This is a genomic window from Sphingomonas crocodyli (assembly GCF_004005865.1).
GTDB lineage: Bacteria > Pseudomonadota > Alphaproteobacteria > Sphingomonadales > Sphingomonadaceae > Rhizorhabdus > Rhizorhabdus crocodyli.
The window spans coordinates 198113-222150 of record NZ_SACN01000002.1 but is presented as its reverse complement, the minus strand read 5'-3'; the positions used below and the strand labels follow the sequence as shown (position 1 = coordinate 222150).

Below are 24038 nucleotides of genomic sequence, written 5' to 3'. Positions count from 1 at the left end.
AAAGACCCGAGGGCGGCGCCGCCCTCGGGCCGTTCCTCCTGCTTAATCGAACTTGTAGCTGGCCCGGACGCCGAAGGTCCGCAGGCGCGGCAGCACCGTCGTCGCCACCACCTGCGAAACCGATGTCGTGCCGATCGAATAGACCGACTGCGTGCTGCGCAGACCCGACAGCCAGGTCTTGTTGTTCAGTAGATTTTCGACATAGGCCTCGACGCGGATCCCGTCGCGGGTACCGCCCACGCGCAGGTTCCACTTCACCCAGGGCTTGATCCAGCTCTGGTTGATTTCATCGACGTAGATCTTGCCGGTATAAGCGGCATCGGTGTTGATGAAGCCGTCCCAGCCGCCGGCGACGGGCATGGTGTAGCCGGTGGTGAACACGCCCTGGACCGAGGGGAAGCCACGGATCGTCTTGCCGCTGGCATTGGTCTGTCCGGTGGCGGCGGCCGCCAGCGGGGCGAAGTAGCGATCATATTTGGCGTCGGTGTAAGACCCGCTGATCGACGCCGTCCAACCGGTGGCGAGCTGCGCATCCATTTCGACTTCGATACCCTTGATCTTCGCCGACTGGCCGATCGTGACACCGGCAAAGGCGCCGAAGATCGTCGGGCCGCAGACGTTGCCGGGGCACGGGATGTTCACCGCATTCTTCAGATTCTTCCACTTCATCTGATAGCCAGTGATCGCGTAGCGGAACCAGCCGAGCTTCTGCTTCACGCCCAGTTCGTAATTGTCGATCTTCTCGTCCGCGACGTTGACCGAGAAGCCGGGGATCGCGTTGACCTGCGCCTGGATCGCGGCGCTGTAGAGCGGGAAGGACGAATTGGTCGTGCCCGGCAGAGCGCCGCGCGCCCAGCTGGTATAGAGCGTCAGATCCTCGACCGGCTGCCAGGTCAGGATCGCGCGCGGTACGAAGTTCTTGAAGGTCCGCTCGGTCTGCGTGGCGAGGCCCAGCGAGGTCGTCAGCTTGTCGATGACGTAGCGGCCCTCGACATCGAGGCTGAGGCCATCGAGGATTTCATAGCCAAGCGCACCGAACAGCGACTTGCTCTTCAACATGCTCTGATTGTTGAAGACGGTCGGCTCGTTATAGGCGACCACGCGGGTCGAATCGAGCGTCGAGGGGATGGCGCCGGTGCCGGCCGAGCCGCCGAGCGACTTCTGGCGGAAGGCGTTGGCGCCGACCAGCCAGGTGAACCGGTGCGACGGGTTCGACGAGATGCGAAGATCGGCGCTGCGATCGCGCAGGATGGCGGGCGAGATAACCCACGCATTGCCTGCATCGCCCGACGTCGTCTGCGCCGAGGTCGACCGCGCCTCGCTGTCCGACACGACCAGGTCGATCGACGTGCCGCCGTCGAACTTGTACCCGACTTCGCCCGATGTCCGGGTGAAGCGACCGGCGAGGCCGGCATGGTTCAGGCTGGGCGTCTGATCGAGATAGGGCAGGCCGTTGCGGACCAGCGGATTGCTGCGGTTGTTGTTCAGGATATCGACCAGGATGTTCGGATTGTTCGACCGCGCAAAGGCCGGCGGCAGTAGCGAGGTCGCCACGCTATAGACGGCATTGGGAACGCCGCGGCTGCCGAGGTTGGGCACCGAACCGCAGAAATAAGGCTGCGTGCCGGTGGTGCAGCGGTTGGGCGCATTGGCGAGCAGCGGGCTGCTGGCGTTCATGAAGACGACGGCGCTGCGCGAGTCATCCTGCCACACTTCGCTGTGGCGAATGCGGACACGGAAATTGTCGTTGGGCTTGAACAGCAGCTGCGCATTGACGGCCTTGGTTTCCTCGCGGCCCAGATCGCCGCCGTCGGCGGTGTGGAAGTGCGCGCCCTTCACATTGTTCGCGCCGCTGATGCGGAAATAGAGGCCTTCGGTGATCGGCCCTTCGGCGCTCAGCGAGAAGTTGCGCGTGCCCTTGGTTTCGACCCCGGCCGAGGCGCGGGCCGAGAAGTGGCTCGACGGCTCGCGGGTGATGAAGTTGATCGCACCCGAAAAGGTGCCGCGACCGAACAGCGCGCTCTGCGGCCCCTTGATGACTTCGACCCGTTCGATGTCGTCGAAGGTGAGCGACGAAGCGCCGCCCAGCAGATAGACGCCGTCGACGAAGGTGCCGCCCAGCTGCTGGATCGCGTCGTTCGTGTCGTTGTTCATGCCGCGGAAGCGGAAGGACGGTGCGGCGCGGGTCGAGCTGAAGCTCGCCTGCTGCGTGTAGTAGAAGCCCGGCGAAAGCTGCGCGACGGCCGCGATATCCTGCACGTTGGCGCGTTCGAGATCGGCCGAGCTGAGGCTGGTGATCGACAGCGGCGCTTCGAACAGATCCTCGTCACGGCTGCGCGCCGTCACCACGATATCCTCCAGCGCGCCGCCGGTGCTGGCGGCCGTGCTGTCCGGCGCGTCCTGCGCGAAAACCGGCGTTGCGGGAATCGACAGAGTCAGAAGCGAAACGGCCGCAAGCAGACTGGGCCTCGTCACGGCCTTCGAAATACGATCAGTGGTCATCGATAAACCCCCCTTGTCCCTTTTACCCGCCCCTGCCGGTCGCCAAGGTCGCAAGCCCCCGTTCGCCTCCGCAGCGCGGTGGCGATGGCTCGCTACCGTGACAGTCCGAACCACACGGGTTCAAACCGCTCACAGCCTCTCCATGTGACTGTCTCTGCCGCGCTTCCTCCGTTGCGCGGTGGACCGATACCGGCCACTCGGTTCGAGTTTCCCGGTAGGCGAAACATTGCACCGAGTGGAATTGTCTGCAAGTTAAATCAAATCACCCAACAGACCCTTGGAGACATGTGTTGAGCACCCCTTTCGGTGACCGCCCGATGCTGATCGGCGGAGAGTTCGTGACCGGCTCGGATTGGATAGAATCGACGTCCCCTGCGACCGAGGAATTGCTCGGCCGGGTACCCGCCGGAACCGCCGAACATGTCGATATGGCGGTGCGTGCGGCGGCCGCCGCACAGCCCGCCTGGGCGGCGCTGAGCGTGTGGGAAAGGGGGGTGAAATTGCGGGCTACGGCGGCCGCAATTCGCGCCAGGGCGGACGAGGTTAAGCAGCTTGAGGCGCAAGATTCTGGCAATACAATCAGCAACTTGAACGGAGACCTCTACAAGGCCGCCAATCAGCTCGAATATTTCGCCGGGCTCGCTACCGAGATGAAGGGAGAGACGGTTCCGGCCAGCGCCGCGAACCTCCATTTCACCCTTCGCCAGCCCTATGGCGTGGTCGGCCGGATCGTCCCTTTCAACCATCCTTACATGTTCGCGACAGCCAATTTGGCAGCACCGCTGACGGCCGGAAATACCGTCATCGTGAAGTCGCCGGAGACATCTCCGCTTAGCGCAACGATCATGGCGGAAATCGTCCGCGAGACGCTGCCTGCCGGGGTGGTAAATCTGCTATCCGGATTCGGCATGCCCGTCGGGGACGCGATCGCGCGGCATCCGCAAGTGCGCAGAATTGGCTTTACCGGATCGGTTGCAACGGGTCTCGCGATCCAGCGGGCGGCCGCGGAAACCTGCGTAAAGCATGTCTCGCTCGAGCTCGGCGGCAAAAACCCGCTGATCGTGATGCCCGATGCGGACGTCGAACAGGCGATGCGGATCGCCGTTGCCGGCATGAATTTCGCCTGGGCAGGCCAGAGCTGCGGATCGACGAGTCGCATTCTTGTCCACGAAAGCCTGTATAATCGCGCGGTTGAAATCGCTTCGGCGCTGCTGGATGCGATCGTGGTCCGCGATCCGCTCGATCCCGCGTCGCAGATGGGCCCGCTCAATTCGCGCGGCCATCATGCGCGCGTGCTGCAGCATGTCGCCAATGCGCATCAGGATGGCGCGCGGCTCGTCGCCGGCGGCGAACGCCCGGCGGGCGACAGCTTCAAGCGCGGCTTCTGGCTGCGGCCGACCTTGTTCGCGGATGTTACCCCCGACATGCGCATCGCGCGCGACGAGGTTTTCGGCCCCGTCATGGCGATCATGCCGTGGTCGGATCTCGACACCGCGATCCGGATCGCGAATGACAGCGATTATGGGTTAACCGCGGGAATCGTCACCAACCATATCGGCGACGCTCTACGCACCGCCAAGCGGATCGAAAGCGGCGTCGTGACGATCAACGGCAGTGCGATGCATTTCGTGGGCATGCCGTTCGGCGGCACGAAGGATTCGGGGATCGGCGGCGAAGAGGCGCTCGAAGAACTGCTGAGCTATACCCACGCCAAGAGCGTGCACATCATCCTGTAACCGGCTGGCGCTCGGGGTCGAACTCGGCCCTGAGCGCCGCGTCGTGCTGGCCTATGGCGGGAACCGCGCCCAGTGCCGGCACCTCCCCGTCCCAGCGCGCGGGCGGCGCCGGAATCATCGCAGGCCCGGTCGGCGTATCGACCGCGACGCGCCGCAGATGCGGATGCGTCGACAGATCGGCGACCTCGCTGACCGGCGCGCAGGCGATGCCGCCGGCGATCAGCCGATCCATCCAGGTCGCGGCGTCGGCGGTCATCATCGTCTCGGCGATCGTCGCGTCGAGCGCCGGTCGATCGGCGCAGCGCCCGACATTGGAGCCATAGCGCGCATCGGCCGCCAGATCGGGTCGATCGAGCGCGACGCAAAGCGCCTTCCATTCGCGCTCATTCTGGATCGACAGCACGATCTGCCGCCCGTCCGCAGTGGGGAAGGCGCCATAAGGCGTGATGCTGGGATGGTTCAGCCCGACCCGGCCGGGCGCCCGGCCGCCATAATCCTGATGCAGCAGCGGGACGGCCATCCAGTCGGCCAACCCATCGAACAGCGACACCGCGATGCCGCGCCCCTTCCCCGTCCGCGTCCGTTCGTAGAGCGCCTGAAGGATCGCGGCATGCGCATTCATCCCGCAGCCGATGTCGGCCACCGACACGCCGACGCGCCCCGGCGCCTCCGGACTGCCGCTGATCGCCGCCAGCCCGGCCTCGCACTGGATCAGCAGATCATAAGCCTTGCGATCGCGCGCCGGGCCTTCCTCACCGAAGCCGGAGATATCGCAGGTGATCAGGCGCGGGTGCCGTTCGCGCAGCGCGGCCGATCCGAAGCCCGCCCGCTCGGCCGCCCCCGGCGCCAGATTCTGCACGAAGACATCGGCCTGGGCGAGGATCGCATCGAGCAGGGCGCGATCCGACGCCTGCTTAATGTCGAGCGTCAGCGATTCCTTGCCGTGGTTCAGCCAGACGAAATAGGCGCTTTCGCCATGCACGACATGATCATAGCCGCGCGCGAAATCGCCCTCCGCCCGTTCGATCTTGATCACCCGCGCGCCGGCGGCCGCAAGCCGGCTGGTGCACAGGGGCGCGGCCACCGCCTGTTCGAGCGCGACGACCAATATGCCGGAAAGCGCCCCCGTCATCAGAAACTCTTCGGCAGCCCCAGCACATGCGTGCCGACATGGCTGAGGATCAGGTTCGTGCTGATCGGGGCGACCTGATAGAGCCGCGTCTCCCGGAACTTGCGTTCGACATCATATTCTTCGGCGAAGCCAAAGCCGCCGTGGGTCTGGATGCACATGTCGGCCGCATACCACGAAGCTTCGGATGCGAGCATCTTCGCCATGTTCGCTTCGGTGCCGCAGGGTTTGCCCGCATCGAACATCGCGGCCGCATCGCGCACCATGCCGGCCGCCGCCGTCAACTGCACATAAGCGCGCGCGATCGGGAATTGGATGCCCTGATTCTGCCCGATCGGCCGGCCGAACACCGATCGTTCGCGCGCATAGGCGGATGCGCGATCGATGAAGAAGCGCCCGTCGCCGATACACTCGCTGGCGATCAGGATGCGTTCGGCGTTCATGCCGTCCAAGATGTAGCGAAAGCCCTTGCCCTCCTGTCCCAGCAGATTGGATGCGGGCACGCGCAGATCATCGAAGAACAATTCGGTCGTGGCGTGATTGATCATCGTCCGGATCGGCCGGATGGTGAGGCCATTGCCCACCGCCTCGCGCATGTCGACCAGCAGCACGCTCATCCCGTCGGAGGGCTTGGCACATTCCTCGCGCGGGGTAGTGCGGACCAGCAGGACCATCAGGTCGCTATGTTCGGCGCGGCTGATCCAGATCTTCTGACCGCTGACGATATAATCGTCACCGTCGCGCCGGGCGAAGGTGCGCAAGCGGGTGGTGTCGGTGCCACTGGTCGGCTCGGTCACGCCGAACGCCTGCAGCCGCAGTTCGCCGGTCGCGATCTTGGGCAGATAGGCGGCCTTCTGCGCGGGCGATCCGTGCTTGAGCAGGGTGCCCATCGTGTACATCTGCGCATGGCAGGCGCCGCCGTTGCAGCCCGAACGATGGATCTCCTCCAGGATCGCGGTGGCGGCCCCCAGCCCCAGGCCCGACCCGCCAAACTCTTCGGGGATCAGCACCGACAGGAAGCCCGCCTCGGTCAGCGTGCGGACGAACTCGGTCGGATAGGCACGTTCCGCGTCCAGCGCCCGCCAATATTCGCCGGGGAAGCCCGCGCACAGCCGGCGCACGGCCTCCCTGATTTCGGGAAAGCTGACATCTTCGTTCGCAGACATGGCGGCCCTTTCGCTCGTGACCACTCCCTTCCCCACTGTCCGCCGCGCGTCCAGCACTTGAGCGTGATTTCCGCTATGCCTCGAAGCTATGGGCCTGCGTATTGCCTTTGCGCGGGCCGTGTCGGAAGCTGAGGACACCAACAAGCGAACAGGGAGGGGGCGACCGAAAGGCGTCACCGGGCGAGCGGCAGCACAGGCTGTCGCCCGGCCCTGTCTTGCGCCCAATTCAGATCGAGGAATCCTATCATGCGGCTTGGTATCGATGTCGGTGGCACCTTCACCGATCTGCTGCTGCACGACGCCGATGGCGGGCGCACATGGCGGGCCAAGACGCCGACGACGCCGCAGGATCAATCGATCGGTATCCTGAACGGCATCCGCCTGATTTCCGACATCGCCGGGGTCGAGGCGGGATCGATCGAAACGATCCTGCACGGCACCACCGTCGCCACCAATGCGGTGCTGGAGGGCAAGGGCGCGCGCGTCGGCCTGCTGGTGACGAAGGGGTTCGAATATACGCTGCACCTGGCCAAGAGCTGGACGCCGGGGCCGTTGTTCGGCTGGATCATCATGGACAAGCCCGAGCCGCTCGCCGCGCTGGAGGATACGCGCGGCATCGTCGAACGGCTCGACGCGCAGGGCAATGTCATCGAGGCGCTCGACATCGAACAGGCGACCGCCGCGATCGAGGATCTGTGCGCATCGGGGATCGAGGCGCTGACGATCTCGCTGATGCACGCTTATGCCAATCCGGCGCACGAACGCGCGCTGCTGGCGATCGTGGAGGAACGCTTCCCCGATCTGCCGGTGTCGCTGTCGTCGTCGGTTCTGCCCGAATTCCGCGAATATGATCGTACGATCACCACGGTGATGAACGATTATGTGCGCCCGATCATGCGGCGCTATCTCGATCGGATCGAAACCAGCCTGTCGGCCGAGGACGTCCATAGCCGGCTGCACATCGTCCGATCCGACGGCGGCCTAATGAGCGCCGCGGCCGCCGCCGAACGCCCCGTTCACACCGTCCTCTCCGGGCCGGCGGGCGGCGTCACCTCCACCGCGCAGATCGGCCGGCAGACGGGCCGATCGAAGCTGCTCGCCTTCGACATGGGCGGCACGTCGACCGACGTGTCGGTGATCATCGACGGGCAGCCGACCATATCGCGATCGACCGAAGTGGGCCTGTTCCCCGCCAAGGTGCCGACGCTGGACGTGCGCAGCGTCGGCGCGGGCGGCGGATCGATCGCCGACGTCTCCCCGCTCACCAAATCGCTGCGGGTCGGGCCGCGCAGTGCCGGGGCGATGCCCGGCCCGGTCTGCTATTCGCGCGGCGGCACCGAACCGACCGTGAGCGACGCCAACGTCGTCCTGGGCTATCTGCCGCCTCGTCTGCTGGGCGGCGGCATGGCGCTGGACGTCGAAGGCGCGCGCGGGGCGATCGGGCGGTTGGGCGAGGATCTGGGTCTCGCGCCCGAGCCGACCGCCAAGGGCATATTGGCGATCGCCAACGAAGTGATGCTGGGCGCGCTGCGCGTCGTGACGGTGCAGCGCGGGCTCGATCCGCGCGATTTCGGCATCGTCGCCTTCGGCGGCGCCGGCCCGCTGCACGCCAATGCGATGGCCGAAGTGCTCGGCTGCTATCCGGTCGTGGTGCCGACGCATCCGGGCGTGATGTCCGCGCTGGGCTTTCTCCAGTCGGAGTTCAAGAACGAGTTCGTCGAAACCTTCATCCGATCGGTGGGCGCCGTCCCCGCCGATGCGGTGGCGTCGCGCTTCACCGATCTGGTCGCGCGCGCAGACACCTGGCTGGTCGAGCAGGCGGTCGACCTCGCCGATCGCCGCATCGTCCGCACCATCGACATGCGCTACGAACAGCAGGGCTTCGAAATCTCGGTCGAGATGGATGCGGACACGGCCGCGAGCGGCGATCTGACGCAGGCCATCGCCGATTTCGAAGCGATCCACGAACGGCTCTATGGCGTCCGTTTCGACGTGCCGACCGAACTGGTCGCGCTGCGCGTCACCGCCCTGGGCGCGGTGCCAACGCTGGAAACCAAGCCCGCCGCCACCGACGCCGCGACGCTCGACGAAGCCTTGATCGAAACCCGCCCCGCCTGGTTCGACGACGGGTGGATCGACACCCCCAATTACGACCGCGACCGGCTGCCCGCCGGCGCGCGCATCACCGGCCCCGCGATCATCCGCCAATATGACAGCACCGCCGTCCTCCTCCCCCGTCACTGGGCGGAGATCGACACCCACGGCAACATCCTGATCTGGCCCGCAGCCAAGGAGAGCGCACAATGAGCTCCGTCGACCCCATCACGCTCGACATCATCGAAAATGCCCTGAAAAGCGCGCGTTTCGAAATGGACACGGTCGTCGCCCGCATCTCGCTATCGCCGGTGATCCGCGAACAGCATGACGAATTTCCGATGATCTGCGACGCGCAGGGCCGCATGGTCGTGGGCCAGTTCGGCTCCTACATCCCCGGCGTGCTCGAACAGTTCGGCGACGCGATCGCCGAAGGCGACGTGTTCGTTTGGAACGATCCCTATGCCTGCAAGGGATCGGTCAGTCACCTGAACGACTGGTGCGTGATGCTGCCGATCTTCCACGAAGGCGAACGCGTCGGCTTCGCATCGATCTTCGGCCACATGGTCGATGTCGGCGGCAAGGTGCCCGGATCGATGCCGTTCGATGCGCGCAGCATCTGGGAAGAAGGGCTGCGCATCCCCCCGGTCAAGATCTACGACAAGGGCGTGCTGAACCAGGGCGTGCTCGACATCATGCTCAACAACAGCCGCACACCGGACATGAACCGATCCGATCTGTCGGCGCTGATCGGCGGGTGCCGCACAGCGGCGACGCGCGTGCAGGAATTGTGCGACCGCTTCGGGCGCGAGACCTACACCGCCGCCTGCCAGCGCCTGCTCAATCGCACGCGTGAGGCGATGCAGCAGCTGATCTTCAAATATATCCCCGAAGAGGCTGTCAGCTTCACCGACTATGTCGACGATGACGGCCGCGGCAACGGCCCGTTCCGCATGACGCTTTCGATCTATCGCCGCGGCGACATTGCGGTGTTCGACTGGACGGGCACCGACGATCAGGCCGAGGGGCCGATCAACTTCTTCATCCACGAAGGGCTCTGCAAGCTGTTCTTCGGCATCTACATGATCATGGCCTTCGATCCGGAGATCCTGTTCAACGAAGGCTTCTACGATCTGTTCGAGATCGTCCTGCCCGAAGGTTCGTTGCTCAACCCGCGCTTTCCGGCTGCGCTCGGCAACCGGCTCAACACGCACACCCGCTTCTTCGATTGCCAGGCGGGCGCGCTGGGGCAGCAGGCGCCGCACCTGTCGATGGGTGCAGGCTATGGCACCAGCCCGCACTTCATCTTCACGGGCAAGGATGGCGACGGCAAATATTTCCAGGTGATGGAACTGTTGTTCGGCGGGGTTCCCGGCCGGCCGCGCGGCGACGGGCTGGACGGGCACGCCTGGTGGCCGCTCTTTTCGGCGACGCCGATCGAATATCTGGAGAATTATTACCCGGTCCGCGTCGAAAGCTATCGCCCGGTCCGCGACAGCGGTGGCCCCGGCCTGCATCGCGGCGGCTGCGGGATCGAGAAGGTCTATGTCCTGCTCGAAGCCGGCGAAATCTCGATCCACGACGATCGCGAGACCATTCCGCCGTGGGGCATCAACGGCGGCCTCGCCGGGGGTACGTCGAGCAAGTGGATCCTGCGCGCGGGCACCGACACGCCCGTCCGCATCCCATCGAAGATTGACAATCTCGCGGTCGATAAGGGCGATCGTATCCTCTATCGCACTGCCGGATCGGGCGGCTGGGGCGATCCCCTCGATCGCGCGGCGGACGATGTGCTGCGCGACGTGCGCCGCGATCTCGTCTCGGCCGATCAGGCACGCGAAGGCTATGGCGTGGTGATCAAAGACGGCCTGATCGATGCTGTCGCGACCGACATGCTGCGCCGCCGCCTGCGCGAGGAGCGCGGCGAAGCGCCTCGGTTCGACATGGGCGCCCTGCCCGCCGAACTGATGGTGGCGTGAATATGCGACGGGCCGGCGACCGCGAAGGACGCCGGCCCGTTCGCGCGGCAGACGCTATCGGATCAAGCGCGCTCGGCGCTGATATGATGGTAGATGATCGAATCCACGATCGCGCGGAAACGCGGACGGAGCGCGCCCGGCATCAGGCAGGCATACCAGCCTTCGGAAAAGCGCCGGCCGTCCTGATCCTCGACCATGCCTTCGTAGATGTAGAACTCCTCGCGCGTTTCCAGCACGTCCGACGCCGGTTCGGCATCCCACGCGCCCGGCGCGTAGCGGCGCAGCACGCTATGTTCGATGCTGGACGGATCCTGTGCATAGGTGAACTGGCGGATGCGCCCTTCGGCCGAAGGAAGCTCGTCCCAGCGCGTCGCCCAGGGGCTCGGCACCACCACCGCCTGCCGGCCGGCCGTCTCGCCATAGCGATGGTGCAGGAAATCGTCGGCCGGCGCTTCGAAAAAGGTGAAATCGAGGTCCGCGCCGCTGCGCCACAGGAAGGTCGCGACCGGGGTCTGCGAACTTTTATAGCCGTGAATCCAACGCGGGGGATGATAGACATAACCCCCCTTCGCCAGCCAGCAGCGGCTGTCGAAGGTCAGTTGCCCGTCGAGGACCATGATCTCCTCGGTCGTTTCGTGGCAATGCGGCACCGACGGCGGGCCGCCGCCCTCGGGCTGGATGAGGCGGGTGATCACCGTTTGCGCGGTCGTTTCCTCGTCGCGGCTCAGCACCTTGCGCATCAGGCCCGGCTTGGGGCTGACCCAGGGCAGCGCGTTGGTGTCCATGAAATCGACCTGAGGGCGCATTGCACGATCCTTTCGGCAGGCAACCTATGCCCTGCCCGATCGAGCGCCAATCGCCGGAGCGCCGCGCGTTCGGATCGCGGACGGCCAGCAGCATGAGCGAGGAGGTCGCCACGTTGCGCAAGGGGCTGCGCCTCCTGCTGCTGATCAACCAATATGACGGGCTGACCGCCGGTGAGGCCGCCACCCACCTCGATCTCAATCGCACGACGACCTATCGGCTGCTCGAAACGATGGTCGATACCGGCCACATCGCACGCGATCCTTATGACCACCGCTACCGCGCGACCGCCCGCGCCGAACGGCTCAGCCTGCCCGATGGCGAGGCCGAGGGCTGGCATGCCGATGCGATCCGGCCCGTTCTGGCGGGGCTGGGGCAGCGGATCGCATGGCCCCTGTCGATCGCAACGCTGGATGGGGATGCGATCCGCATCGTCCACGAAACCGACAGCGACAGCGCGCTCGTCACGCGCCGCATGCCTTCGGGCACGCGCCTGCCCCTGCTCGATACGGCGGCAGGGTTGCTCTTTACCGCGCATGCTTCGCCGGATCGCCGGGGCGAGTTGCTGGCGCGCGCGCGATCGAGCCTGCTGACCCAGCCGATGAATGCGGGCGCGACGCTGTCCGAACTGTGCGATCAGATCGCGTCCGACGGCTATGCCCTGGTCCGCCAGCCGGCGTCGGGCACCTATGTGCTGGCCGTGCCGATGATCGTCGATGGCGCGATGACTGCATCGTTGTCCGTCCGGATCATCGAACGGGCGATGACGGCCATGAGCGCGATCGCCGCCTATCTGCCCCTGCTGCGCGAGGGCGCAGATGCAATCGCGTCCGCGATCCGAACGCCCCCTGCCGATCGCGTTGCCGGTGCATCGGCGCGCCGATAGCCCCGATGCCACACGCGATCAGGGAGCAGACAATGGGGATCGGACCGCAGCAGGTAGTGATCGTGGGCGGGGGCATTGGCGGCCTCGCGACCGCACTGGCGCTGCTCCGCCGCGGCGACAGCGTCCGCATCTTCGAACAGGCGCCCGAACTGAAGGAAATCGGCGCGGGCCTGACCATCTCCCCCAATGCGACGCGCGCCCTGATCTCGCTAGGCCTTGGCGATGCGGTCGCCGCGATCGGCAGCGTTCCCGACGAATCCGTCACCTATCATTGGGAAAGCGGCGACGTGATCCGCCGCCGATCGATGGGCGATCATTATCTGCGCGAATATGGCGGCCATTATTACCATATGCACCGCGCCGATCTGCACGCCGCATTGCTCGCCGAAGTGCGCAAGCTCGCCCCCGACGCGGTCCACACCGATCATGTCGCGACCGGCGTCGAACAGGATGAGACGAGCGCCACCGTACGCTTCACCAACGGCGCCCGTGCGACCGGCGATCTGGTGATCGGCGCGGATGGCGTGCGATCGATCACCTATGCAACCCTGTTCGGTGCGACCCCGCCGACCTTCACGAACCGCGTGGCATGGCGTGCCGTGGTCCCCGCCGCCGCGGTCGCCGATCTGGGCCTTGCCAAGATGGGATCGATCCCCGGCCCCGAACGGACCGCATCCTGGTACAATCTGCGCGGCGGCGAACTCATCAACCTGGTCTTCATGTCGCGCTGGGACGCGTGGGTGGATGAGGATTGGCGCGCCCGCGCCACGATCGACGATGTTCGCGAGGCCTTTGTCGGCTGGTGCCCGCTGACGCGCGAACTCATCGAACGCCTCCCCGCCGACGGTATCCTTCGCTGGGGCCTGTTCGATCGGCCGCCCTACGAACATTGGTCGCAGGGGCACATCGCCTTCGTCGGCGACGCCGTCCACCCGATGCTGCCCTATATGGGCCAAGGCGCGGCGATGGCGATCGAGGATGCGGTGATCCTCGCCCGCCTGTTCGATGCCGAAGCATCGCAGGCCGACGCGCTGGCGCGTTATGGCGAAGTACGACGCCCACGCACCGACTGGATCCAGATGGCATCGCGCCAACGCGCCGATTTCTGGGAAAAGACCGATCCGCGCGCGCAGCTGGGCACCGCAATGGCCGACGCGCATCTCGCCATCTATCCTTATGATGCGGCGACGGCTCCGTTGACCGCCGGCGCCTCGCGACCGCCGATCGCCGACGATATTTCCTCGGCTGTCGCCTTGAGCAGCGGCGCATAGCGTGCCTCGGCCGCCTGCAAGCGCATCGCCGACGCGATGATCCGGACGGTGAGGCAGCCGACGATCCCGCGCGGCCCGAAGATCGGCACCGCGACGAACAGGAAATCGGGGTCGCGCCTTTGCATGGCATAATGGCCACGCGCTCGGGTCGCCGCGAATTCGGCGACGATCGTGTCGACCGACACGGGCAGGCTGCCGCGCACATCTGGATCGGCCGCGGCTATTGCCAGCAGATTTTCGACATCGGCCAACTGCGCGAAGGCGAGATATGTCCGCCCGGCCGCCGACGCCGTCAGCGTCATCCGCGTGCCCGGCGCAACGGGGCGGAAGGCGTAGGGGCTTTCATCGTCGGTCGCATAGCGGACCAGCATGTGCGATCCCGCAAAGGTCGACAGCGCGATCGGCCAGTCGATCGCCTTCGCCAGCCGCCGGATCGGATCGACCGCGCTTTGCGCGATCCAAACCGACTCACCATAGCCTTCGGACAGCGCGCGCGTGGCCGGCGTCGGTTCATAGCGTTTGCCGCTCCGGGCAAGGAATCCTTCGGCCACCAGCGTGTCGGCGATCCGATAGACGCTCGTGCGGCCGAAACCGCTTGCCGCCGCCAGTTCGAACACCGTTCCCCCGCGCATCGCAACGGCGGTTTCGAGCAGCTTCAGCCCGCGTGCCAGCGAATGGACGCGATCGGATGATTTCATGGCACGAGCTTATGGGCGGGCTGGCGTCGGCACAATCGGCCAGAAGCCGCGTACCGCCGTCTAACAGCTATGCCGCGCGCGGGGGCGCCTGCCGATGACGAGCGCCGCCGACGAACCCCGCTCGCCCTTTGCGGTGCCCATCTACCGCGCAGTCTGGTTCGCCAACACCACATCCAATTTCGGCGCGATGATCCAGTCGGTCGCGGCGTCGTGGACGATGGCGTCGATGACCGCATCGCCGCAGATGATCGCGCTGGTGCAGGCATCGTCGACGCTGCCGATCATGCTGTTCGCCTTGCTGGCCGGCGCGGTTGCCGACAACCTCGATCGCCGCCGGGTGATGATGGCGGCGCAGATCTTCATGCTGATCCTGTCGCTGCTGCTGTCGGCAAGCACCTGGGCACAGTTGCTGACGCCGTGGACCTTGCTGACCTTCACCTTCCTGATCGCCTGCGGGACCGCGTTCAAGGCGCCGGCGTGGCAGGCTTCGGTGGGAGAAATGGTGCCACGCCCCGTCCTGCCCAGCGCGATCGCGTATAATGCCGTCGGCTTCAACATCGCGCGCAGCGCCGGGCCAGCTGTGGGCGGGCTGCTGGTCGCGACGGCCGGATCGGCGGCCGCCTTCCTCGCCAATGCCTTCAGTCATCTGGGCCTGATCGGCGTCCTGGCCCGCTGGCGCACCGACACACCCACTGCCCGCCTGCCGCGCGAGCCGCTGGGCAGCGCGATGGCGGCGGGCATACGCTATGTCGCCATGTCGCCGTCCATTCGCAGCGTCCTGCTGCGCGCCGCCCTGTTCGGCTTCGGATCGAGCGCGATCCCGGCGATGATGCCGCTTGTCGCACGCGACATTCTGCGCGGAGGCCCGACCACATACGGCCTGCTGCTCGCCGCCTTCGGCTGCGGCGCGGTCGGCGCGGCGCTGTCGAGCAGCCGGTTGCGGCGTAGCCTGTCGTCCGAGGGCATCGTGCGGCTGGCGATGGCCGTCGTGCTGATCGGCCTCGTCACGATCGCGACGGCGCCTCTGCTGGCGCTGATCCTACCCGCGCTGATGCTGGCGGGGGCCGGCTGGGTGCTGGCGCTGTCGACCTTCAACGTCAGCGTCCAGTTCGCCTGCCCGCGCTGGGTCGCCGCCCGCGCGCTTTCGCTATATCAGTCGGCCGTGTTCGGCGGCACCGCGATCGGCAGCTGGTGCTTCGGCCTGATCGCCGAACATCATGGCCCGACCGCGGCCCTGATGGCCGCCGCTATGATCCAGATCGTGGGGCTGATCACCGGACTGCGCCATCCGCTGACCCGGCTCGAGGATGTCGATCTCTCCCCCCACGGCTGGAACGCGCCCGAAACCGCCGTAGCGATCGAGGCGCGCGCCGGCCCCATCGAGATCCTGATCGAACATCGGATCGACCCCGCCGACATTGCGGCATTCCGATCCGCGATGATCGAACGCCGCCGCATGCGCCGCCGCGATGGTGCGCGCGACTGGCGGCTTCTGCGCGACCTTTCCGATCCACACCTCTGGATCGAACGCTATATGGTCGCGAACTGGACCGAATATGTGCGCCACAACGAACGGCGAACCCGCGCCGACGCCGCCAATAGCGAGATGCTGCGCACGCTGCAGATCGGCGGCGAGCCGGTGATCATACGCCGCATGCTCGAACAGCAACCCGCCACGCCGACCGACGGCGCCGGCCCCCGCATGATCTCCACACCCGACATGGAGGGCAATGCATGACCGCGCGACGCTGGGCGATCGGGCAGGCCACCGTGACCGCGATCATCGACGAACCCTGTTTCGAAATCGAACTGTCCCGCATCTTCCCAGGCGCCGATCCCGCGCGCTTCGCCGACGAACATTGGCTCGATCCCGATCATCTTGATCGCGCCCGCGCAATGGTGCGGATGGGGATGCAGAGCTGGCTGATCCGGACCGGGCGGCTCAACATCCTGATCGACAGCTGCATCGGCGCACACAAGGATCGCGCCGCCCACCCTGCCTGGCACATGCGCGATACGAACAGCCTGATGGACGGGCTGCGCGCCGAAGGATTGGGCCCGGCGGACATCGATCTGGTGTTCTGCACGCACCTCCACGCCGATCATGTCGGCTGGAACACCGAATTGCGCGACGGGCATTGGGTGCCGACCTTTCCCAACGCCCGCTACGCCATGTCCGCGATCGACTATGACGATATGGCGCAGCGCGATGCCGCCAGCGCGACCCCGGTCAACTTCGGCGCCTTTCGCGACAGCATCCTGCCCGTCGTCGCGACCAACCAGGCGATGTTCGTCAGCGGGGGCGACGAGTTGGCCCAGGGCATCTCGATCCTGTCGCTGGCGGGCCACAGCATCGATCACCTGGGCGTCGAAGTGCGCGGCGGCGGCAAAGCCGGCCTCTTCTGCGGCGACGCGATCCACTCCCCGATCCAGCTGATCGAGCCAGCCCTTCAAAGCGCTTTCTGCACGCTGCCGGAAGCCGCCGCCGTCACACGGCTTGCGATGCTGGAGCGCGTGGCGGAGCACGGCCACATGCTGTTCCCCGCGCACTTTCGCGGCGCGGGGATGGCACGGCTGGCACGGAAGGGTGCGTCCTTCCGGCCGATCGAAGACTAGCGGCCTTCAAGCCTCAGTGGCTGTCGAGGAAGTCGAACAGCACCTTATGGAAGGCGTCGGGCGTTTCGATATGCGCGCAATGGCCGACGCCCGGCATCTCGATCGCGGTGGCCGACGGGATCTGATCGGCCAGCTCGTGAGCAAAGCCGCGCGGCTTCAGCTTGTCCTCGGCGCCCGCGATCAGCAGGATCGGGGTCTTCACCGCATCGTAGCTCAGCTGGTTGCGGGTCGCGCGCTCATAGGCGCTTTCGCGCACGATGTTGGGCGCATGGAGGCGCGCGGCGGCGCTGCATTCCCACGCGCCCGGAATGATCGAGCTTTCGAAGCGACGCTGCACATAGGCCTCATCCTCCGCCCAGACATCGTCGTGAAACAAAGCCCACAGGACACGCTTCATCGACGGGATCGTGCAGTCATAGTCGGTCAGCGCCGCGCGCGCCTCATTGGCGGGCACAGCGCCGCCGCCGCTGATCGCGACGAAGCTGCTCGCCGGGAACAGCGGCTCGGCATTCGCCACGTCGCGGATCAGGAAGTTGGCGCCCATCGAATTGCCGACGAAGGGCACGTTCTCCAGCCCCAGCTGACGGCAGAAATTGGCGATGTGGCGAATCTTGAAGACGACGAAATCGTTGAAGTCATGCGCCTTCGCCGTCTCCCCGAAGCCGACGAAATCGGGCGCATAGACATGATATCGTTCGGCCAGCGCCGCGAAATTATACTCCCAGCTCAGCTCCGCACTCGCCCCGAACTCGCCGCTGTGAAGCAGCACGAGCGGCGGCCCTTCGCCGCATTCCCAATAGCGCGTTTCCAGCCCGTCGACCTGAATGACATGCGAGCGCGCTTCATGCTTCGCGGGCTTGGGGACGGGCATGCGGGTCTCTCCTGTGCGGGGCGGCTTATAGGGCCATGATCCGCCGGGTGATGTGCCGCGCGCAATCCCAACACATACCCTATCTAAAATAGATCGCGCACGATCCGATATGCGCGATCGTCGCTAGAAGGCGCGAAACGGCGGGGCCCTCAGGATCATGCATTCGCTTTGCGGAAGTCGCCAGGGGACATTCCAGCATGGCGGCCAAAAGCGCGTGTGAAGGTAGCCTGGGATGAGAAGCGGCATGCAAATGCGATGTCGGCCAGACTCAGGTCTGAGCCTCTGAGCAGCTGTTTGGCTCTCTCCAGCCGGCGTCGGCTGAGATAGCGGCTGGGCGGCAGGCCCGTCGCCTCGCCGAACGCGCGGACGAAATGGTGGCGGCTCAGGCAGGCGACCTCCGCAAGCTGCGCGAGACTCATGTCCGCTTCGATATTGTCCTCGATGAAGGCGAGCACCCTGTCGAGCCGTCGGCGATCCAGCGCGCCCCGGCTGGTGCGTTGGTCGTCATGTGTGCGAGCCTGCGCCGAATAGCGGCCGACCAGATGCGCGATCAGCGATAGCGACAGATGTTCGATCAGCAGCGATCCGGCCGCGCTTTCGGACGCCAGTTCGTCGACCACGCGGTAGCCGATCTGCCGGACCAGCTCGTCCTCCACACCCGCCAGATAGAATATGTCCTCGGGCGTCACCGGCTGCGACAGCGCCTCGCTGGCCAAGGCGAACTGTTCGGAAGGGAGGTAGAGGTGCATCACCTGGTCGAGCGGGTTCGTGATGCGGATGGAATCTTCCTGGACGCCGATCGGGCAGAGCCAGAGCGTGCCCGTCCGCGCGACGGTCCGCTGAAACGTGCCGTTGCCGCGCCGCTCGACCACCGCATTCGGCGTGCCGCGCACCGCCAGCGTGATTTCCATCTGATCGGGGCAGATCGCGGGAATGTCGCATGCGGGATGCGATCGCAGCTCGGCCGCGATCCCGCGCCAGCCGCGCCCCGACGAACTGTTCAGTAGCCCGGCCGAAGGAAATTTCTGTTCCCCGAATGCCAGCAGTGACGCCAATGCACGTCTCCGAAGCTTCGCCCCCGAAAGCCTGAATGTGCCCGTGCTGCGGCATCGGATCAAGCATCGCAATCGTGGCAAAGGATGCAGCAATCCCGGCCAAGACGAACGGCGCGATTCATGATCGATTGCGATCGAGAGGGTCGATGATGCGTGCTGGGCAGATGGATGATGGAGCCGATCGCGCCCTGTGCCGGCACGATCTTACCGAAGCCCTGACCGCCGCGATCATGGCGGCCGAAGCCCATCGCCGCTGGACCGCCAGCCCGACCGCCGATGCGCCCCAGCAAGCCCGCGCCGCGCTGAACCTGCTGATCGAGGAGGCCGAGCGCATGGCCGCCGCCGCGCGCGCCCTCCTCGGCGATGTCAGCTTCGGATGAAGGCCAGAAGATCGGGGTTCACGATGTCGGGATGCGTGGTGCACAGCCCGTGCGGCAGCGCCTTGTAGGTCTTGAGCGTGCCCTTCTGCAGCAGCTTGACCGATAAGGGCGCGGAATCGGCATAAGGAACGATCTGGTCGTCATCGCCGTGCATGACCAGGGTCGGCACCGCGATCCGCTTCAAATCTTCAGTGAAGTCGGTCTCGCTGAACGCCTTGATGCAGTCATAATGCGCCTTCGCGCCGCCCATCATGCCCTGCCGCCACCAATTGTAGATGACGCCCTGATCGATCTTAGCGCCAGCGCGGTTGTAACCGTAGAACGGCCCCGACGGCACATCGAGGAAGAATTGGGCACGGTTGTCGACCAGCGCCTTGCGGAACCCGTCGAACACCTCGATCGGCAGGCCGCCCGGATTGGCCGTGCTCTTGACCATCACCGGCGGGACGGCGCCGATCAGCACCGCCTTGGCGACGCGACCGGGCTTCGCGCGGGCGACGTAGCGGGTCACCTCACCCCCGCCGGTCGAATGGCCGATATGGATCGCGCCCTTCAGGTCGAGCGCGTCGGTGAGCGCCGCGACATCGGCGGCATAGGTGTCCATCTCATTGCCCGTCCACGTCTGGGTCGATCGCCCGTGGCCGCGGCGGTCATGCGCGATCACGCGATAGCCGTGCATCAGGAAGAACATCATCTGATTGTCCCAATCATCGGCGGACAAGGGCCAGCCGTGATGGAACACGATCGGGGTCGCATCCTTCGGCCCCCAATCCTTGTAGAAGATCTCGGTCCCGTCTTTCGTCTTGATGAAGGTCATCGTCATATCTCCCGGATTCGAGGGCGCGGCGAGCAGCGGCGACGGCAACGCCGCCACGCCCGCAAGGGTGAGGCCCGCGCCGATCGCGGCCCTGCGTGAGATCGCGTCCATGATCAGCGCCCGATCGTGCCGGGCAGGCTGAGATTGCCCGACGCGACATCGAACACGTTGGAGATGCACAGCAAAGGCGCGTGCAGATTGGCGTTGACCTTGAGCGCCGACGTCACCCCGTCGAAGCGGACGCCCTCGGTCGCGCCGATCACCTTGGCGGGCACCTTCACCTCGACCGTGTCGGTTTCGAGCGCGGTCGGATAGGTCGGGCTGTCGATCAGCAGCGGCACCTTGGGCCAGGTCGGCGGCACCTTCGGCGTCGTGCCCTCGGCAATGTCCTTCACCTTCAGCGATCCCTTGCCGCAGGCATCGTCGGGGACGAGCACCACCCAGTGCGGATGCCAGACGTGCCGGTTCACACCGCCATAGGCCGCATCGTCGAAATCGGGATGGAAGGTGACGGCCAGCGCGAGGATGCCCTGCTTGGTGTCGAAGCCCACGCTCGCGCTGTCGAGTGTGGTCGGCCACACATAGGAATAGACCGCGCTGCCGGCGAAGGCGCCGACGGGCTTCGGCCGGATCGCCCCGGCCTTGCCGCGCACCTGCACGCGGAAGACGATGTCGGACCCGACACTCTTCACGTCGGTGCGCACGATATCGAAAGATGCGTCGATCTTCTCGTCGGTGGGCGACACGACATGGCCGCTATGCTGGGCCAGCACGGCCGCGCCACTGAACAGAAGCGCGAACGACAGCGCGATACGGAACTTGGGCATGATGCTCTCCTGATGAATGCGCCGGATCATTCGGCGGCGGCGGCGATTTCGAGGTTGAGGGCGCGCGCGACGCCCGCGCCATAAGCGGGGTCCGCACGGGTGCAGTTGGCGATGTGACGCAGCTGGATCGGCACGGAAGCGCCGCCGATCTGGCGCGCCGTATTGTCGAACAGGCGCTGTTGCTGTTCGGGCGACATCAGGCGGAAAAGCTTGCCCGGCTGCTCCCAATGATCGTCATCGTCGCGATGATCCCAGTGGGTCGCCGCGCCATCGATCGGCAGCGCGGGTTCGGCGAGCTGGGGATGATCCTCCCACACCGCATGGCTGTTCGGATAATAGCTGAGCGTCGCGCCCAGATTGCCGTCCATGCGCATCGCGCCATCGCGATGATAGCTGTGGAACGGGCATTTCGGCGCGTTGACCGGAATGTGGACGTGATTAACGCCCAGCCGGTAACGCTGCGCATCGCCATAGGAGAACAGCCGCGCCTGCAGCATCCGATCGGGCGAAAAGCCGATGCCCGGCACGATATTGGCGGGCGAGAAGGCGGCCTGCTCAACCTCGGCGAAATAATTGTCGGGGTTGCGGTTCAGCTCGAGCGTGCCGACCGGGATCAGCGGATAGTCCGCTTTCGGCCAGGTCTTGGTCAGATCGAACGGGTTGTGGCGATGCGTGGCCGCCTGCGCCTCGGTCATCACCTGGATGCACAGGGTCCAGCGGGGGAAGTCGCCCTTCTCGATCGCCTCGAACAGATCTCGGCCGTGGCTTTCGCGGTCGCCGCCGATCACCGCGGCAGCCTCATCGTCGGCCAGATTTTCGATCCCCTGTTCGCAGCGGAAGTGGAACTTCACCCACACGCGCTCGCCCGCATCGTTGACCATGCTGAACGTGTGGCTGCCGAAACCGTGCATGTGGCGATAGCTGCGCGGGATGCCGCGTTCGGACATCACGATCGTCACCTGGTGCAGCGCCTCGGGCAGCAGCGTCCAGAAATCCCAGTTGTTCTCGGCGCTGCGCAGGCCGGTGCGCGGATCGCGCTTCACCGCGTGATTAAGATCCGGGAAGCGCAGCGGATCGCGGAAGAAGAAGACCGGCGTATTGTTGCCGACCAGATCCCAATTGCCTTCCTCGGTGTAGAACTTCACCGCGAAACCGCGAATATCGCGTTCGGCATCGGCCGCGCCGCGTTCGCCCGCCACGGTCGAGAAGCGGAGGAAGACCGGGGTCTGCTTACCGATTTCGGCAAACAGCCGGGCCTTGGTGAACGCCGTCACGTCATGCGTGACGGTGAAGGTGCCATAGGCGCCCGATCCCTTGGCATGCATCCGCCGCTCGGGGATCACCTCACGATCGAAATGCGCCAGTTTCTCGATCAGCCAGATATCCTGCAGCAATGCAGGACCGCGGCGGCCGGCCGTCATGATGTTCAGATTGTCGACGACCGGTGCCCCATTGGCATGGGAAAGGGGTTTGTCGCTGGACATGGTTTGCTCCTCGCTTTGCCGTGCGAGGAAGCTGCCGGAATCGATGGTGCCGATCGATTGAACGGTGGGATTGCCGAACTATACCAACGTATGGTCCTCGTCCGGATCGGGCGCGGTCTGCAGATCGAAACGGAAGATCGCGCCGTCGCCGGGCCGGCTGTTCACCCACAGGCGCCCGCCATGTGACGCGATGCAGGTCCGGCAGATCGCAAGCCTCATCCCCATCCCGCCCGGCTTGGTGGAGAAAAAGGGATCGAAGATGGACTTCTGCGTTTCCTTGTCGATGCCGTGGCCGTGATCGCGGACGCTCACCTGCACCCGCCCTTCGTCGAGCCATGCGGCGATCTTCACATCGCGGGGGCCATCCAGATCGCGCATCGCCTGCGCCGCGTTCAACGCCAGATTGACGATCACCTGCTGGATGTTCACCGCATCCGCCATCACCGGCGGCAGCCCCGGCGTCGCATCGATGTGGATCGACACGCCCGACGCGCGCAATTCGCGCTCGATCAGCAGGATCGCCTCCTGGATCAGCCGTGCAACGTCGTGTCGCTCCATCGTGCCGGGTGAGTTGCTCAGGAAAGCGCGGGTCCGTTCGACCACCGCCTTCGCCCGCGATGCGGCGTCCACGACGTTGCGGAGCGCCACCGCCGCCTCTTCGACATCGGGCCTTTCGCGCCGGATCCAGCGCATCGATGCCTCGGCATTGGAGATGATCGCGGCGAGCGGTGAGTTCACCTCATGCGCGATCGAGGCGGAGAGCGCGCCCATCGTCGTGACCCGCGCCGCGCGCGCGACATCGAGTTCGGCCTTCGCAAGCCGTTCCTGCGTCGCCTTATATTCGGTGATATCGAGGTCGCTGACCAATATGTCTTCGAACCCGCGCATGTCGGTGGGCAATCCGGCCGTGAATAAAGTGTCGACGGCATTGCCGTTCGCGTCGGTCAGATGCGTTTCGGATCGATAGACGCTGTCGCCCCGCGCGAACGCGACCAGCCACTGAACGAAGGTCTGATCGGTGTCGGGCAGGATGCGATCGAGCGATCCGGTCAGTTCGGTCTTGTCCGTGGCGCCCGCGCGAAGCAGCGCGAAGCTGTTCACGTCCTTGATGATCACCGCCTTGCGCAGCGCCCGCAGTTCATCCGGATGCGCCGCGAAGTAGCCCTGCATGTCGCGCACGCCATCCTGCAGCAGCCGCAGCACTTCATCGCGCGCCACGGACCAGTCCTCACGCCACAAGGCAATACCGGTCCGGTTGAAGATCGTCTCGTTCCAGCGCCGATTTTCTTCGAGTCGGAGGTGCAGAGCCGTTACCGTGCGCCGATGATGTAGCAACCCGGCGACGGCCAGTCCGATCGCGAGAATGGCGAGGGCCAGCGCCGCGATCGTGCTGACCAGATCGACGGGAACGATCAGCGCAAGCGCCGCGACAAGCGCGGTTACGATGGCGATCATGAAGCCGTCGGCTCGCGTCCAGCGAACCGGCCGCATCACCTGTCCGCTGCGCCGCGACCATAGGGGCATGCCCGCGGAATCGAGCCCCTGCCCCGCGAGGTTCGCGCTATCGGTTGGCCACAGGGTGAATACCTGCCGCATTCCGCCCTCCCGATGCGGTTCTGGGCACAATCTGGCCGCACTGCTACTGAACGATGGTATAGTTGTCCGGGGAACCGGACGAGATCAAGCTTCCCGCAAACGACGAGGACATGGCGATGTACGACGG

Annotated in this window: 19 protein-coding genes; 8 read left to right on the top strand and 11 right to left on the bottom strand. The window is 65.7% G+C overall.

The window, feature by feature from the left end:
* Positions 1-42 precede the first annotated feature (42 nt).
* Entirely contained in the window at positions 43-2502 is a 2460-nt protein-coding gene (locus EOD43_RS15660) for a TonB-dependent receptor (RefSeq protein ID WP_127744976.1), read from the bottom strand.
* A 290-nt stretch (positions 2503-2792) separates the two neighbouring features.
* Here EOD43_RS15660 and EOD43_RS15655 point away from each other — a divergent pair, with 290 nt between their 5' ends.
* On the top strand, positions 2793-4238 hold the full coding sequence (locus EOD43_RS15655) for an aldehyde dehydrogenase family protein (protein WP_240653261.1): 1446 nt from the start codon (positions 2793-2795) through the stop codon (positions 4236-4238).
* Here the strand turns inward: EOD43_RS15655 and EOD43_RS15650 are convergent.
* Entirely contained in the window at positions 4228-5370 is a 1143-nt protein-coding gene (locus EOD43_RS15650; RefSeq protein WP_127744975.1) for a CaiB/BaiF CoA transferase family protein, read from the bottom strand. The two genes, EOD43_RS15655 and EOD43_RS15650, sit on opposite strands and share 11 nt — an antisense overlap.
* Complete coding sequence (locus EOD43_RS15645) at positions 5370-6533, bottom strand: acyl-CoA dehydrogenase family protein (protein ID WP_127744974.1); 1164 nt, start codon at positions 6531-6533, stop codon at positions 5370-5372. The genes EOD43_RS15650 and EOD43_RS15645 overlap by 1 nt, the downstream gene beginning before the upstream one ends.
* A gap of 246 nt (positions 6534-6779) precedes the next feature.
* Here EOD43_RS15645 and EOD43_RS15640 point away from each other — a divergent pair, with 246 nt between their 5' ends.
* Both EOD43_RS15640 and EOD43_RS15635 read left to right on the top strand, forming a co-directional pair.
* Entirely contained in the window at positions 6780-8840 is a 2061-nt protein-coding gene (locus EOD43_RS15640) for a hydantoinase/oxoprolinase family protein (protein WP_127744973.1), read from the top strand.
* Positions 8837-10606 carry a hydantoinase B/oxoprolinase family protein gene (locus tag EOD43_RS15635; protein ID WP_127744972.1) on the top strand — a complete coding sequence of 590 codons (1770 nt, stop codon included), beginning with the start codon at positions 8837-8839 and terminating at the stop codon, positions 10604-10606. Before EOD43_RS15640 ends, EOD43_RS15635 begins: the two co-directional genes overlap by 4 nt.
* Positions 10607-10668: 62 nt before the next feature.
* On the opposite strand, the gene EOD43_RS15630 is transcribed toward EOD43_RS15635, so the two are convergent.
* Positions 10669-11412: a cupin domain-containing protein gene (locus EOD43_RS15630; RefSeq protein WP_127744971.1), complete on the bottom strand. Its 744-nt coding sequence runs from the start codon at positions 11410-11412 to the stop codon at positions 10669-10671.
* 92 nt (positions 11413-11504) lie between these two features.
* Between EOD43_RS15630 and EOD43_RS15625 the strand changes: the two genes are divergently transcribed.
* Positions 11505-12296 (top strand): helix-turn-helix domain-containing protein, encoded by a 792-nt coding sequence (locus EOD43_RS15625; protein WP_164857264.1) that lies wholly within the window; start codon positions 11505-11507, stop codon positions 12294-12296.
* Between the two features lie 32 nt (positions 12297-12328).
* Positions 12329-13567 carry an FAD-dependent monooxygenase gene (locus tag EOD43_RS15620; protein ID WP_164857263.1) on the top strand — a complete coding sequence of 413 codons (1239 nt, stop codon included), beginning with the start codon at positions 12329-12331 and terminating at the stop codon, positions 13565-13567.
* Here EOD43_RS15620 and EOD43_RS15615 read toward each other — a convergent pair.
* The gene (locus EOD43_RS15615; RefSeq protein WP_127744968.1) at positions 13471-14265 is read right to left on the bottom strand and encodes an IclR family transcriptional regulator domain-containing protein; all 795 of its coding nucleotides are present in this window, start codon (positions 14263-14265) and stop codon (positions 13471-13473) included. The two genes, EOD43_RS15620 and EOD43_RS15615, sit on opposite strands and share 97 nt — an antisense overlap.
* Before the next feature lie 94 nt (positions 14266-14359).
* On the opposite strand from EOD43_RS15615, the gene EOD43_RS15610 reads away from it, so the two are divergent.
* Complete coding sequence (locus tag EOD43_RS15610; RefSeq protein WP_127744967.1) at positions 14360-16003, top strand: MFS transporter; 1644 nt, start codon at positions 14360-14362, stop codon at positions 16001-16003.
* Positions 16000-16881, top strand: coding sequence for an MBL fold metallo-hydrolase (locus EOD43_RS15605; protein ID WP_127744966.1), 882 nt, complete (start codon positions 16000-16002; stop codon positions 16879-16881). The genes EOD43_RS15610 and EOD43_RS15605 overlap by 4 nt, the downstream gene beginning before the upstream one ends.
* Positions 16882-16894: 13 nt before the next feature.
* On the opposite strand, the gene EOD43_RS15600 is transcribed toward EOD43_RS15605, so the two are convergent.
* Complete coding sequence (locus tag EOD43_RS15600; protein WP_127744965.1) at positions 16895-17752, bottom strand: alpha/beta fold hydrolase; 858 nt, start codon at positions 17750-17752, stop codon at positions 16895-16897.
* A gap of 155 nt (positions 17753-17907) precedes the next feature.
* Positions 17908-18807, bottom strand: a complete 900-nt coding sequence (locus EOD43_RS15595) for a helix-turn-helix domain-containing protein (RefSeq protein WP_127744964.1) — start codon at positions 18805-18807, stop codon at positions 17908-17910.
* Positions 18808-18953: 146 nt separating this feature from the next.
* Between EOD43_RS15595 and EOD43_RS15590 the strand changes: the two genes are divergently transcribed.
* Positions 18954-19187, top strand: a complete 234-nt coding sequence (locus EOD43_RS15590) for a hypothetical protein (protein ID WP_164857262.1) — start codon at positions 18954-18956, stop codon at positions 19185-19187.
* Here the strand turns inward: EOD43_RS15590 and EOD43_RS15585 are convergent.
* The 4 genes from EOD43_RS15585 to EOD43_RS15570 all read right to left on the bottom strand — a co-directional run bounded on the left by EOD43_RS15585 (position 19174) and on the right by EOD43_RS15570 (position 23911).
* Entirely contained in the window at positions 19174-20004 is an 831-nt protein-coding gene (locus EOD43_RS15585) for an alpha/beta fold hydrolase (protein ID WP_127745343.1), read from the bottom strand. The genes EOD43_RS15590 and EOD43_RS15585 overlap by 14 nt on opposite strands.
* A gap of 113 nt (positions 20005-20117) precedes the next feature.
* Complete coding sequence (locus EOD43_RS15580; protein WP_240653260.1) at positions 20118-20831, bottom strand: hypothetical protein; 714 nt, start codon at positions 20829-20831, stop codon at positions 20118-20120.
* Positions 20832-20857: 26 nt separating this feature from the next.
* The gene (locus tag EOD43_RS15575; protein ID WP_127744962.1) at positions 20858-22315 is read right to left on the bottom strand and encodes a catalase; all 1458 of its coding nucleotides are present in this window, start codon (positions 22313-22315) and stop codon (positions 20858-20860) included.
* 78 nt (positions 22316-22393) lie between these two features.
* Complete coding sequence (locus EOD43_RS15570; protein WP_127744961.1) at positions 22394-23911, bottom strand: sensor histidine kinase; 1518 nt, start codon at positions 23909-23911, stop codon at positions 22394-22396.
* Positions 23912-24038: the final 127 nt, after the last annotated feature.

Bases quoted from the DNA above. Each gene is read 5' to 3' on its own strand.
- EOD43_RS15660 (WP_127744976.1), bottom strand. From the start codon at position 2,502: ATGACCACTGATCGTATTTCGAAGGCCGTGACGAGGCCCAGTCTGCTT.
- EOD43_RS15650 (WP_127744975.1), bottom strand. From the start codon at position 5,370: ATGACGGGGGCGCTTTCCGGCATATTGGTCGTCGCGCTCGAACAGGCG.
- EOD43_RS15645 (WP_127744974.1), bottom strand. From the start codon at position 6,533: ATGTCTGCGAACGAAGATGTCAGCTTTCCCGAAATCAGGGAGGCCGTG.
- EOD43_RS15640 (WP_127744973.1), top strand. From the start codon at position 6,780: ATGCGGCTTGGTATCGATGTCGGTGGCACCTTCACCGATCTGCTGCTG.
- EOD43_RS15635 (WP_127744972.1), top strand. From the start codon at position 8,837: ATGAGCTCCGTCGACCCCATCACGCTCGACATCATCGAAAATGCCCTG.
- EOD43_RS15630 (WP_127744971.1), bottom strand. From the start codon at position 11,412: ATGCGCCCTCAGGTCGATTTCATGGACACCAACGCGCTGCCCTGGGTC.
- EOD43_RS15625 (WP_164857264.1), top strand. From the start codon at position 11,505: ATGAGCGAGGAGGTCGCCACGTTGCGCAAGGGGCTGCGCCTCCTGCTG.
- EOD43_RS15620 (WP_164857263.1), top strand. From the start codon at position 12,329: ATGGGGATCGGACCGCAGCAGGTAGTGATCGTGGGCGGGGGCATTGGC.
- EOD43_RS15615 (WP_127744968.1), bottom strand. From the start codon at position 14,265: ATGAAATCATCCGATCGCGTCCATTCGCTGGCACGCGGGCTGAAGCTG.
- EOD43_RS15610 (WP_127744967.1), top strand. From the start codon at position 14,360: ATGACGAGCGCCGCCGACGAACCCCGCTCGCCCTTTGCGGTGCCCATC.
- EOD43_RS15605 (WP_127744966.1), top strand. From the start codon at position 16,000: ATGACCGCGCGACGCTGGGCGATCGGGCAGGCCACCGTGACCGCGATC.
- EOD43_RS15600 (WP_127744965.1), bottom strand. From the start codon at position 17,752: ATGCCCGTCCCCAAGCCCGCGAAGCATGAAGCGCGCTCGCATGTCATT.
- EOD43_RS15590 (WP_164857262.1), top strand. From the start codon at position 18,954: ATGATGCGTGCTGGGCAGATGGATGATGGAGCCGATCGCGCCCTGTGC.
- EOD43_RS15585 (WP_127745343.1), bottom strand. From the start codon at position 20,004: ATGACCTTCATCAAGACGAAAGACGGGACCGAGATCTTCTACAAGGAT.
- EOD43_RS15580 (WP_240653260.1), bottom strand. From the start codon at position 20,831: ATGCCCAAGTTCCGTATCGCGCTGTCGTTCGCGCTTCTGTTCAGTGGC.
- EOD43_RS15575 (WP_127744962.1), bottom strand. From the start codon at position 22,315: ATGTCCAGCGACAAACCCCTTTCCCATGCCAATGGGGCACCGGTCGTC.
- EOD43_RS15570 (WP_127744961.1), bottom strand. From the start codon at position 23,911: ATGCGGCAGGTATTCACCCTGTGGCCAACCGATAGCGCGAACCTCGCG.